The sequence below is a fragment of the Tritonibacter aquimaris genome (assembly GCF_009617595.1).
Taxonomy (GTDB): domain Bacteria; phylum Pseudomonadota; class Alphaproteobacteria; order Rhodobacterales; family Rhodobacteraceae; genus Epibacterium; species Epibacterium aquimaris.
On the sequence record NZ_WIXK01000003.1, the window covers coordinates 463,040 to 475,772 of the forward strand.

Sequence of the window (12,733 nt, forward strand, 5' to 3'; positions counted from 1 at the left end):
AGCCCCACCCTAGAACCGCTGCGCTGGAAATGGGCGCTATGATCCCGCGCTGCCGCTGGCCTTTTTCATTGCCTATGTGCCCGGCCTAAGGATTGAAGCGATTTTCACCCCCACGTGGCAAAACGGGCGCTCCAGAAATCTGAAGCGCCCGCTTTTATTCTTCAAAGATGAGATCAACCGTTCTGGCGGATCGTCTCGTTCTTTGGATCATAGGGGCTGTCGCAGGTGACAGTGGCATCCCAGAGCTTGTCTTGCATTTTCACCTGCAGCTTGGTGCCTTCCACCGCGAGCTCCGGCGGCAGGTAGCCCATGCCGATGGATTTCTCAAACGCAACCGAATAACCACCCGAGGTCAGACGACCCACGCGTTTGCCTTCCAGCGTATAAAGCGCCTCACGACCCCAAGGATCTGCGTCTTCCGGCCCATCGATCAGCAAGGTGCAGCATTTGAAACGCACACCTTTTTCCAGCATCGCTTCTTTGCCGTGGAAGTCTTTTTCCAGATCGATAAAGCGTGGCAGATCTGCCTCTTGTGGGGTGGCGTCACGGCCCAGTTCGGTGCCGAATGCGCGGTAGGATTTCTCCTGACGCAGCCAGTTCTGAGCGCGCGCACCGACCAGCTTCATACCGTGTTTTTCACCCGCTTTTTCCAGTAGGTCAAACAGGTAGTTCTGCATCTCGATCGGGTGGTGCAGTTCCCAGCCAAGCTCACCGGTGTAGGCCACGCGGATTGCATTTACCGGGCACATGCCAAGCTCGATCTGACGGGCAGACAGCCAGGGGAAACGCTTGTTGCTGAGTGCGGTTTCGGGATCTGCGTCCACGATCACCTCTTTCAGCACGTCGCGCGATTTTGGACCGGCGATGGCAAAGACGCCCCATTGGGTGGTAACATCCTGGATCTCGATGTAGCCGAATTCATCCATTTTGTCTTCGGCTGCTTTGCGCAGGAAGTCGGCGTCATATTCGGTCCAGGCACCGGCAGAGACGAGATAGTAGTTGTTCTCGCCGTTGCGCACGATGGTGTATTCCGTGCGGGTGGTCCCTGCCGAGGTCAGCGCGTAGGTCAGGTTGATACGACCAACCTTGGGCAGCTTGTTACAGGTGAACCAATCCAGGAACGCGGTTGCACCGGGCCCTTTGACCACATGTTTGGTGAACGCGGTTGCATCGATCAGGCCAACACCTTCGCGGATTGCTTTGGCTTCATCGACGGCGTGCTGCCACCAGCCGCCACGGCGGAAGGAGCGGTTTTGCTCATCGAAATGCTCGGGCGCATCAACGGGGCCGAAGTAGTTCGGGCGTTCCCAGCCGTTGACCCAGCCAAATTGCGCGCCGCGCTCTTTTTGGCGATCAAAGGCAGGTGATGTGCGCAGCGGGCGTGCTGCCGGGCGCTCTTCATCCGGGTGGTGCAGGATGTAGACGTGCTCGTAGCATTCTTCGTTTTTGCGCGCGGCAAACTCGGTTGTCATCCAGTTGGAGGAGTAGCGTTTCGGATCCAGCGACGCCATGTCGATTTCCGCTTCGCCATCCACCATCATCTGCGCCAGATAGTAGCCGGTGCCGCCTGCGGCGGTGATGCCGAAGCTAAAGCCTTCTGCCAGCCACATATTGCGCAGACCTGGCGCCGGGCCAACCAGCGGGTTGCCATCGGGCGTGTAGCAGATCGGGCCGTTGAAATCATCCTTGAGGCCGCTCTCGGCACAGGACGGCACGCGCTCGGTCATTGCCATATATTGTTCGGCGATCCGGTCCAGATCCAGCGGGAACAGATCGGCGCGGAAGCTGTCAGGCACACCATGTTCGAAACGCGCAGGCGCGCCTTTTTCGTAGATGCCCAGAATCCAACCGCCGCTTTCTTCGCGGGCATAGGATTCTTTGTCCGCGTCACGGATTACCGGGTGTTCCGGGTTGCCTGCGGCGCGCCAGTCTACCAGCGCCGGGTCTTTGTCCATCACGATGAACGTGTGCTCGACCGGGATTGCAGGCATTTTGATGCCCAGCATTTTTGCGGTGCGCTGTGCGTGGTTGCCCGACGCGGTCACGACGTGCTCGGCGGTGATGACGACCTGCTCATCAGAGGCAACCAGGTTGCCGCCTTTTTCGATCATCTTGGTGCAGGTGACTTCCCAGTGGGTGCCATTCCAGTGGAAGGCATCGGCCTGCATTTTGCGTACGATCTGTGCACCGTGCTGGCGCGCGCCCTTGGCCATCGCCTGGGTCACGTCGGCCGGGTTAATATAGCCGTCTTCGGTATGGTAGATCGCGCCTTTGAGATCTTCGGTTTCGATCAGCGGCCAGCGCTCTTTGATCTGATCCGGGGTCAGCCATTCATAGTCGACATCGCAGGTTTCGGCAGTGGAGGCATAGAGCATATACTCATCCATCCGCTCCTGCGTCTGCGCCATACGCAGGTTGCCCACGACGGCGAAACCTGCGTTCAGGCCGGTTTCTTCCTCGAGTTGCTTGTAGAAATCCACCGAATATTTGTGAATATGGGTGGTGGCGTAGGACATGTTGAACAGCGGCAAGAGACCCGCCGCATGCCATGTGGAACCGGAAGTGAGTTCATCGCGTTCGATGAGCATCACATCGTCCCAGCCCGCCTTGGCCAAGTGATAGGCAATTGATGTGCCGATGGCACCGCCGCCAACGACAAGAGCTTTGACCTGGGTCTTCATGCTGTTGTGCTCCGTGAGATCTATCTGTGCTGAAACTTACTATGCACAAAGGCGCAGGCATCGCCGCAAATCCATCCGACGCAACATCAGACAAAACCGACCTTTGGAGCTCTGTCTCTCAAAAGGAACAACATGTATAGTGCGACCCGCACACAATCATAGGTTAAGTATGACAAACAACGTGACTACAAGCACCATTGAAGAGATTTGGCAAGGTGACGCTTTTGAGCGGCACAAGGATGCTGAAATCCTGCGGCACTTTACTCTTGGCCACTTGGACCTGCGGGCGCGGGCGAAGGAGCCTCGCACCTATGTATTGAACCTGGATGCGAGCTGGGGCACCGGGAAGTCCTTTTTCCTGACGAAGTTCAAACGCCACCTCGAAGCTCATGGACATATTGCAGTCTATATCAACGCTTGGGAAAGCGATCATTCCGAAGATCCGTTTATGGCGGTCATGGATGAAATAGAAACGGAGCTTTCCAAACACCTGCCCGCGGATGGTGGAAATGTGATTGAAAGAACCGCATCACTGCGAAAATCCGCGGTCAAGATCATTGGCGGCGCGGCCTTTGCCGGGGGGAAACATCTGCTCACACGTTATCTTGGGCAAGAGGCTGTTGAAGAGCTGGGCAAATTCGCGGACTCGAAACAAGAACTGAATGAGGGCGAACGAAAAGACCTTGAGGCTGCACTGAAAAAATCAGTTGAATTTGCGGTGGATAGCGCAGGGCAAGAGATCCTGTCGCAGTTTCGCCACCAAAAACAGGTGCAGCAGAACTTTCGCCAACAGCTGAGGGAGCTGGGTAAAGAGGTACTGGCCCAAAAGAAACAGGCACCAATTTTTATCCTGATTGATGAGCTGGACCGCTGTCGCCCGAGCTATGCAATTGAACTGCTGGAACGGGTGAAACACATCTTTTCGCTGGACAATTTTGTCTATGTGCTGGGGACAGATACCAGCCAGCTCAGCAAAGCGATCAAAGGCGTATATGGTGCGGAATTTGACGGGGAGCGCTACCTAAAACGTTTCATTGATCGCAGCTATCATTTCCAGCCTGCCGACACCAATAGGCTGGTGGAGTTCTGCTTTGCTCGCAATGGTTTGGATGAGGAGATGTTTACCTGCCTGCCCGATTTCACTGCAGAAGAGTTTCTGGCGAAATGTCTGGGGGAAACCGAGACCAAGGCGCGTGACATCAAACGGATCATAGAGCGGATCGGGACGTTCTGCGCAGCGTGGCAGGTGAAGGACGCCAAAATCAATATCGTGCGCCTGTTTCCACTGGTGTATCAGCGGCATTTTTCTTTGTCGGAAAGCGCTTTGAACGATTACCTACTGAATAAGTGTCATTTCAAAGCAATCAAATACAGTTCTGGACGACAATATGAGTCGGCACAAACATCTCTCCAGTACAGAGGAATATGCCGCATGATCGATCAGCATTCTTCACCTGGCAGCAATAATTCCTCATCCAATACAAGCGTAGATCACTGGATCCATAGTGCCAACACTCAATGGGAAAAGCACTATTCAGTACTCAATCTCGAAATGCTGAACCAACAATCCGTTGGTGCTGGCTATGCGCGCATGTTGGATCAGGTCGCGCATATTTCTTCGCAAAATGAAAGTGATTAGCACACGCCCAATTGCCCGCAGCCAGCTATGGTGCTGGGGGGCTGTGTCGTGCTGATCTATCATCTTTCTTTGCCGGTTTGGCGGCGAATAAGGTGGACGGGCCCGTACACGGGCGGATGCGGACAGGGCAAGCCCTGCGCGGTCAAGTTCTTGGTCTGCGCCCCGGTTGATGGCCGGGTTCCTATTCCTGCGCGATGGCTGCCACACCATCACGGATCGCGATCACCTGTGAGCTTACAAAAGCCAGGTAAAGCGATCGTGATAGGGGCGTACGCTGCCCCCGCAACACCCCGTTGCTGGCGTATCTTTTGGGGCAAGGCATTCATATGATTGGCAAAGAAAGATAAGGCGCAAAAAGATCTTTCTGCCTATATTTCAGCACCTTAAATGCATTCCAAATGTCGCAATTTAGAATTGATCTAAATCAAAGGAGCGCCGCACCGGCTGTTGCTAGCGCTATGGGTGACGCGCGTGCAGTTAAGGAGATAAAACCATGGCATATCATTTACCAAAGCCCCTATTGTTGTCTTGTGCTGTGCTGGCATTGGGCGCGCAAAGCGCAAGCGCAGACCTGCGGGAGGATGCGCTTGAGCTGTTTCAGCCCCTGCCCTCAACCGTGCCTGCGGTAAAGGACAACCCAATTACGCCTGAAAAAATCGAGCTGGGCAAAGCGCTGTTTTTTGATCCGCGCATGTCGGCCTCGGGGGTGTTTTCCTGCAACTCCTGTCACAATCTGGCCACTGGCGGCGATGACAATCTGGAAACCTCGATTGGTCATGGCTGGCAGCACGGGCCGCGCAATTCCCCCACCGCGCTGAATTCGGTGTTTAATGAAGCGCAGTTCTGGGATGGGCGTGCTGCTGATCTGGCGGAACAGGCCAAAGGTCCGGTGCAGGCCAGCGTTGAGATGGCCAATACGCCCGAGAATCTGATCGAGACGCTCAATTCGATGCCGCAATATGTGGACTGGTTCAATGAAGCCTTTACCGAGGCGCAGGAGCCGGTCAGTTTTGACAATTTCGCCAAGGCGATCGAAGCCTTTGAGGCAACATTGATCACCCCGGCGCCGTTTGATGCCTGGCTGAATGGTGATGAGGCCGCGCTTTCTGAACAGGAGCTGGCCGGGCTTGGCCATTTCATGGATCTGGGCTGCGCCGCCTGTCATTCGGGCGTCAATCTGGGTGGCAATGGCTACTACCCCTTTGGCCTGATTGAACGCCCCGGTGCCGAGGTGCTGCCGCGCGACGACAAGGGGCGGTTTGCAGTGACCCAGACCGCGGATGATGAATATGTGTTTCGCGCCGCGCCGTTGCGCAATGTGTCCATGACCGCGCCCTATTTCCATTCCGGCAAGGTTTGGGATCTGAGCGTGGCGGTGGAGATCATGGCGGAATCGCAGCTTGGCGAAGAGATTTCACCCCAAACCACCGCCGAACTGGTGGCGTTTCTGGGCAGCCTGACCGGTGCGGTGCCCGAGGTATCATATCCGGTGCTTCCGGCCGAAACCCGCGCAACCCCGCGCCCGCAAAGCGGTGAAATCAGTCGCTGATACGCGCATCAGCCTTCCTATCCGGGGAGGCTGAGCCGCGCGTGTTTCAGCACTGCGGTGGGGTCTTGTGTCGATCACGCTGCTCGCGGGGCGGATGGCCTGGCGCGGCTATTTCAACGTATCCGCCACAACGCCAACGGTGAGCGCGCCAATAGGGGTGCCGCTGTCGGGATCATGCAGGGTAAGCGAGATCTGCACCTGATACATATGGGTGGAGTGATCCAGATCCACTTCGCCCAGATGGTAGGCATCTGCCCCCTGACCAAAGCTTTGGGTGAATTTATCCTCATCCCCCTGCCAGTAATCCGAAGTGATATCGCTGGCGGCCACGGTGAGCCCCTGCGCATCCATGATAAAGGCCTCAGAGATCTGCCCGCCTGATCCCGCCACCTTGAGGCGCAGAAAATGCGCCGCCGCATTGCCAAGTACCGGGGTAATGATCGGCGTATTGGCCTTGCCGATTTCACTGGACCATTGGCGATCCAGCTCCTCGATATCACCCTGGGTATAACCGTTGGTGCGCGCGTTCTGGCGCTTGATCGCGGCGATCAGCACATCAGATTGCGCCCAGCTCATCAGCTCGTCTTGCATGAAGCGCTTCATGGCCGGAGCATATTCATTGCCAAAGGCCGCAGGGCTGACGGAGGTCCAAAGGGCGCAAACCAGAACAGGCAGTTTCATCGGGGCACTCACACAGTTTCAGAATGAAAAAGACTACACTCTTTAATTGGATAGGACGTCTGAAACGCTAACAATGAATTCCTAATGATTTCTTGTATTCTTTATTCTGAATTTACGCTGGTAAAATTACGCAATACCCGCTGATGGGGGCGGATGGGGCAACCCCGTGGCCACCCCAAATATTGTCTACTTCTTAAGCGAAATGCGCATTTTTGCGGCATCTTATCTCAGTCGTCTGCGTGGAAATGAGAATCAGGCATGATCTTTCCGGGGTTCATAATGTTGTTGGGATCGAGCCCAGCTTTCACCAGCCCCATGAAACGCAACGCCTCGCCCATTTCCTGGGCAAGATAGGCGCGTTTGCCCTGACCAATGCCGTGTTCGCCGGTGCAGGTGCCTTCCATGTCGATGGCCATATCCGCAAGCCAGCTGAGATAGGTTTCGGCGCGCGCGAGCTCAACCTCATTGCCGGGTTCGAGCAGCAAAAGCGCGTGGAAATTACCATCACCCACATGGCCCACCATCGGTGCAATCAGATCCATTTCTTCAGCTTTGGCGCGGGCGCGGCCCACCGCCTCTGCCAGGCGGGAAATCGGCACACAGACATCGGTGGACAGCCCCTGACAGCCGGGGCGCAACCCGTGGCTGGCCCAATACATATCATGGCGGGCCTGCCAGAGCTTGTTGCGCTCTTCTGCGGATGAGGTGGCGGCAAAATCCGTGCCGCCGCACTCTTCGGCGATGGAGGCAAACATATCGGATTGCTCGACCACACCAGCGTCTGAGCCGTGAAATTCAAGCAACAAGAGCGGCACTTCCGGCAGATCGAGCTTGGAATACTCATTGGCGGCTTTGACGCTGAGCGCGTCCAGCAGTTCGATCCGGGCAACGGGGACGCCGTATTGGATGGTCATCATCACCGCCTCGCAGGCGGCCTCTACCGTGGGGAAAGAACAGCGCGCCGAGCGGATCGCCTCGGGAATGCCCTGCAGGCGCAGGGTGAGCTCGGTGATAATACCCAACGTGCCCTCGGACCCGATCAGAAGGCGGGTGAGATCGTAGCCAGCCGAGGATTTTTTGGCGCGCCCCCCGGTGCGGATGATGCTGCCATCGGCCATCACCGCCTCAAGCGAGAGGATATTGTCTTTCATGGTGCCGTAGCGCACCGCATTGGTGCCCGAGGCACGGGTGGCGGCCATGCCGCCGAGCGATGCATTGGCACCGGGATCAATGGGGAAAAACAGGCCCTGGTCGCGCAGATGGGTGTTGAGCTGTTCGCGGGTGACGCCGGGTTCCACCACCACATCCAGATCGCTGGCGTGCACCGCCTTGATCTGATCCATCTGGCTGAGATCAATGGAAATCCCGCCCGCGGGCGCATTCAGATGCCCTTCGAGCGAAGAACCAGTGCCAAAAGGGATCACCGGCACCTTATGGGCGGCGCAGAGTTTCACCACCTCGGCCACATCGGCGGTGGAGCGGGCAAAGACCACCGCATCGGGCAGCTGGTTGGGCAGCCAGGTGGTGGTATGGCCGTGTTGTTCGCGCAGGGACTGGCTGGTGTGCAGCTGGTCCTGAAAACGGTCTTTCAATGCCTCAACAACGGTTTTTATGCCTGCCTCATTGCGCGGCAGGGTGGTCAATTTCGCCATGGTGTCCTCATCCCGATCTTACCCTGGCAAAATCGCAGGCTGTGTTGCATTGTCAATATTACACCCTGCGGTGAGGCGTCGCGACCTTGGTGTTTTTTGGCACGTTTTCCGGCACCTACTCCCCTAGCGCGATGCCTTCGCGGCGCGGATCAGCTGCGCCTTTGAGCTGGTCGCCGATTTCAATCGCATGCAGCCCCGAGGTGAGCGCGCGGGCGTTGACCTCATAGCCAAGCTCGGTGAGCGCGGGGGTGAGTTCGGCCGCGCCGGTGCCCTCTTCTACGTCATAGGTGCCAAAACGGTTGACCAGATGCGGCAGCGACAGCGCCTGTTGCAAAGGCATGTCCCAATCGGCCCAGGCGATGATGGATTTGGCCACATAGCCAATAATGCGGCTGCCGCCCGGTGAGCCAATCACCAGCACCGGTTTACCCTCCTGCATCACGATGGTGGGCGCCATTGATGATCGCGGGCGTTTACCCGGCTCCAGCCGGTTGGCAATCGGCACGCCGTCGCGGTGGCTGCGGAAGGAGAAATCCGTGAGCTCATTGTTGAGCAGAAATCCCCCCACCATCAGGCGAGAGCCAAAGGCGTTTTCAATGGTGGTGGTCATCGACAGCGCGTTGCCATAGCCATCTACAATCGAGATATGCGAGGTGGAGGGCAGCTCAAGCGAGGCGTCATCCGCCCAGTTGAGCGCGTGATCAAAGCTGGGCGTGCCCGGCGCAACCTCGGGCAGCGCGTCATCCCCAGCGAGCAGTTTGGCGCGTTCCGTAAGATAGGCGGGATCGACCAGATCGGGCATAGGGACAAAATCGCTGTCGGCCATATAGCGGCCACGATCAGCAAAGGCGAGCCGGGAGGCATCGCCAATCAGACGCCAGCTTTCGGGATCATCCGCGCCCAGCGTGGCCAGATCATATTGGCCAAGCATACCAAGGATCTGCCCCACAGTAAGCGCCCCGGATGAAGGTGGCCCCATGCCGCAGATTTCAAAGCTGCGATAGCTGGCACAGGCGGGTGCGCGCTCTTTGACCTGATAGATTGCCAGATCGGTGGCCGAAAGCACGCCGGGATTACCCGGTGCGTTTTGCACCGTGTCGACAATTTTCCCCGCCAGCGGTCCGGTATAAAACCCATCCGCACCCTGACGGGCCAATGTTTGTAGGGTTTGGGCATAGGCGGGGTTTTTCAGCGTTGTTCCCACTGCAATTGGTTCACCCTCCGGCAGGAAATAGGCGGCTGTGTCCGGGAAACGTGCCAGCCGTTCTGCGCCGCCTTCAACGAGCTGCGCCAGCCGCGGCGAGACCGTGAAACCATCCTGCGCCAATTGGGTGGCGGTGGTGAACAGCGACGGCCAGTTGGCGCGGCCCCAGCGGCGGTGCGCCTCTTGGAGCAGGGCTGGCGTGCCCGGCGTCCCAACTGAGCGACCACCCACAACCGCATCATAGAATTTCAACGGTTCACCGGCCTCGTCCTGAAACAGGCGGGGTGTGGCCGCAAGCGGTGCGGTTTCGCGCGCATCCAACGTGGTGAGTTCACCGCTGTTGGCGTCATACCACACCAGAAACGCACCGCCACCAAGGCCAGAAGACTGTGGTTCAACCAGGCCCAGAACCACCTGAACCGCAACCATCGCATCAGCGGCGGTGCCGCCTGCGCGCAGGATCTCGGCGCCTGCTTCCACCGCCAAAGGGTTGGCCGCTGCAATCATCCAATTGTCGGCGATGACCTCTTCGCCTGCGGCCTTCTTGGCAAGCGCCATCTGGGCAGCCGGTGAGGTGCTGGCAAAAGCGCCGGTGGTTGCAGCCTCTGGCGCAACCGCATCGGCCGCTTCTTGGGCGAAGGCCGGGAGGGCGAGAACACAGGTCAAAATACTGAGAGACAGGGGGCGCATAAGAACTCTCCTTTTGGCTGGCCAGCACAGGACCCAGTCCAAGGCCAGCACATGGCGTTATGGGAAGTGTCACAGAGGATCTGTCAAAAGGCTACGGAAAAATATGCGGGCTGCGGATCTGCGGCGCGCGATGACAATTGCACCATGTGTGGGTGATCAAGGTGACATTCACATGCCAGCATCGACCTTTTGGCCCAACCTTATGGGTCTTTGACCGTTGTTTTTGCAGCCAGACAGCGGAAAGAAATAGAAAAAAGCGCCGGGGAAACCGGCGCTTTGGGATCTTACAGCATCGAAGGCACCACCAGATCCGGTGGGCGGTGGCCGTCTTCGAAGGTTTTGATATTCAAAAGAACTTTTTCACCCATCTCGCTGCGCCCTTCGCGGGTGGCAGAACCCATATGCGGCAAGAGCACCACATTAGACAGTTCACGCAGGCGCGGGTTGATCTGGTGGCCGTGTTCATAAACATCAAGGCCAGCGCCGGCGATTTCACCAGCGCGCAACATGCGGGTGAGCGCGTTTTCATCCACCACCTCGCCGCGTGACGTATTCACAATCACCGCGTCAGATTTCAGCAGTTTCAGGCGGCGCGCATTCAGCAGGTGATAGGTCGAAGGCGTTGCCGGGCAGTTCACTGAGATCACATCCATCCGCGCAACCATCTGATCGAGGCTGTCCCAATAGGTGGCCTCAAGGCGTTCTTCGATCTCATGATGCAGGCGGCGGCGGTTGTGGTAGTGGATCTGCATACCAAAGGCAGAGGCGCGTTTGGCCACAGCCTGCCCCACGCCACCCATGCCAAGGATCCCAATGCGACGGCCCGCAAGACGTCCGCCCAAAAGCGCGGTTGGTGCCCAGCCGTCCCAATCGCCCTGCTGCATCATCGCCAGACCTTCGGGGATGCGGCGCACCACGGCCATAATCAGCGCCATCGCCATATCCGCAGTATCATCGGTCAACACGCCGGGCGTGTTAGAGACCAGAATGCCACGTTGGCGCGCAGTGGCCACATCGATGTGATCCACACCCGCGCCATAGTTCGCCACAAGCTTCAGCTGATCGCCAGCTTGACCCAGAAGCGCCGCATCGATGGTATCTGTTACTGTCGGCACCAGCACATCTGCTGTTTTTACCGCATCAATCAATTCAGCGCGCGACATCGGGCTATCATCGCTGCGCAAAGAGACATCAAAAAGCTCACACAGGCGGGTTTCAACGGGTTCCGGCAACCGTCGCGTCACAACAACACTCAGACGTTCTCTGGGCACTTTCGCTCTCCTCAGCTTTCCTTGTCGCAGCCTCATGTGGCATGGTGAACGAGGACGCAGGCAGGCACAAGAACCCAAGTTGTTTTGGTTGCAGCTTTTACGCGTGTTAGCGTAAATAAATGAGCAATCAGAGCCGCAAATCCGCCGTTACCGTTCACAGGAATCCGGACGCGCCGGAAGAGATGCGAAACACCAATAAGAGTGAGCAGGCAGTGACAGTAAAAATGGCAAAATCCTTCGCACAGAAGGCGCTAGTGGCGCTTTGCGTTTTGGGGGCAAGCGCGTCTTTGGCGCAGGCTTTGGACCGGGGGCCGGTGACCAATCTGCCGCTGCCGCGCTTTGTGTCGATGAAAGCCTCTGAAGGCAATGTGCGCCGGGGGCCATCGCAGACCCACCGCATTGACTGGGTGTTCAAACGCCGGGGCGTGCCGCTGGAAATCACCGCCGAATATGGCCATTGGCGCCGGGTGCGGGATCGCGATGGCGCGGGCGGCTGGATGCATTATGCGCTGCTGTCGGGTGCACGCACTGTGTTGATCGAACATGACATGACACAGGTGTTTGCACGGCCGGACACCCGCGCGCAGGTCACTGCCGCCTTTGAGCTGGGTGTGATTGCCCGGCTTGGCGAATGCTCCCAGGATTGGTGCGAAGTCAGCGCGGGCGGCTATAAGGGCTGGGCGCACAAAGAAAAGCTCTGGGGCGTGGCCCCGGATGAGCTGCGCGAATAGATATGGGCGTGCGGGCGGCAGAGGGTACGGATGCAACTGCCCTTGCCGCATTGTCGATTGAGGTTTGGCTTAGCACCTATGTGAAACGGGGCGTCAGCGCAGAGTTTGCGCAATATGTGCTCGACAGCTTCACACCGGGTGCTTTTCTGGCAGAGCTTCATGACCCCGACGTGCAGATCTTTGTGTCAGACAATGCTGACGGCATTGATGGCTATATCAAGCTGCAACCCAATCGCACCGAGTGGGGCGATATGGAAATCACCACCTTTTATGTGCAGCCCCGCCATCAGGGATCTGGCGTTGGACGTGCCCTTTTAACGCGCGCGCTGGCGTATTGCCAAACGCAAGGCGCAACCCAGGTCTGGCTGAGTACCAACAGCGAGAACCACCCCGCCATTGGATTCTATGAAAAACAGGGCTTTATGGCTGTGGGAGAATGCTATTTCGAGCTGGAGGATGCGCGCTATCTCAATGTGGTGCTGGCGCAGGAGCTGATCCGGTGAGCTATAAATCCTATACACCAGCCCGTGATCCGGCTTTTGGCACAAGGCTCGTAGTAAAAAGGCCCGCGCTTGCGGGCCTTTTGTTTGTGTCTTTTGGCTGGCTTAGCCGAGCTTTTCCGCGAGCTCAGGCAC

At 57.6% G+C, this 12,733-nt stretch carries 9 protein-coding genes; 4 read left to right on the plus strand and 5 right to left on the minus strand.

Annotated elements, in window-relative coordinates:
- Positions 1-173 precede the first annotated feature (173 nt).
- Positions 174-2,681 (minus strand): GcvT family protein, encoded by a 2,508-nt coding sequence (locus GG681_RS08245; protein ID WP_153546961.1) that lies wholly within the window; start codon positions 2,679-2,681, stop codon positions 174-176.
- On the opposite strand from GG681_RS08245, the gene GG681_RS08250 reads away from it, so the two are divergent.
- Both GG681_RS08250 and GG681_RS08255 read left to right on the plus strand, forming a co-directional pair.
- Positions 2,638-4,320 carry a KAP family P-loop NTPase fold protein gene (locus tag GG681_RS08250; protein WP_153546963.1) on the plus strand — a complete coding sequence of 561 codons (1,683 nt, stop codon included), beginning with the start codon at positions 2,638-2,640 and terminating at the stop codon, positions 4,318-4,320. The two genes, GG681_RS08245 and GG681_RS08250, sit on opposite strands and share 44 nt — an antisense overlap.
- Positions 4,321-4,813: 493 nt before the next feature.
- Complete coding sequence (locus GG681_RS08255; protein WP_153546965.1) at positions 4,814-5,869, plus strand: cytochrome-c peroxidase; 1,056 nt, start codon at positions 4,814-4,816, stop codon at positions 5,867-5,869.
- A 108-nt stretch (positions 5,870-5,977) separates the two neighbouring features.
- Here GG681_RS08255 and GG681_RS08260 read toward each other — a convergent pair whose 3' ends face one another.
- The 4 genes from GG681_RS08260 to GG681_RS08275 form a co-directional block, all read right to left on the minus strand.
- Complete coding sequence (locus tag GG681_RS08260; RefSeq protein ID WP_153546967.1) at positions 5,978-6,550, minus strand: hypothetical protein; 573 nt, start codon at positions 6,548-6,550, stop codon at positions 5,978-5,980.
- Between the two features lie 227 nt (positions 6,551-6,777).
- Positions 6,778-8,202, minus strand: a complete 1,425-nt coding sequence (locus tag GG681_RS08265; protein WP_153546969.1) for an FAD-binding oxidoreductase — start codon at positions 8,200-8,202, stop codon at positions 6,778-6,780.
- Positions 8,203-8,317: 115 nt separating this feature from the next.
- Positions 8,318-10,096, minus strand: a complete 1,779-nt coding sequence (gene ggt / locus GG681_RS08270) for a gamma-glutamyltransferase (RefSeq protein ID WP_153546971.1) — start codon at positions 10,094-10,096, stop codon at positions 8,318-8,320.
- A gap of 284 nt (positions 10,097-10,380) precedes the next feature.
- Positions 10,381-11,367: a 2-hydroxyacid dehydrogenase gene (locus GG681_RS08275; protein ID WP_328593310.1), complete on the minus strand. Its 987-nt coding sequence runs from the start codon at positions 11,365-11,367 to the stop codon at positions 10,381-10,383.
- Positions 11,368-11,591: 224 nt separating this feature from the next.
- On the opposite strand from GG681_RS08275, the gene GG681_RS08280 reads away from it, so the two are divergent.
- Complete coding sequence (locus GG681_RS08280; RefSeq protein WP_153546976.1) at positions 11,592-12,098, plus strand: SH3 domain-containing protein; 507 nt, start codon at positions 11,592-11,594, stop codon at positions 12,096-12,098.
- A 2-nt stretch (positions 12,099-12,100) separates the two neighbouring features.
- Positions 12,101-12,601, plus strand: coding sequence for a GNAT family N-acetyltransferase (locus tag GG681_RS08285; RefSeq protein WP_153546977.1), 501 nt, complete (start codon positions 12,101-12,103; stop codon positions 12,599-12,601).
- Positions 12,602-12,733: the final 132 nt, after the last annotated feature.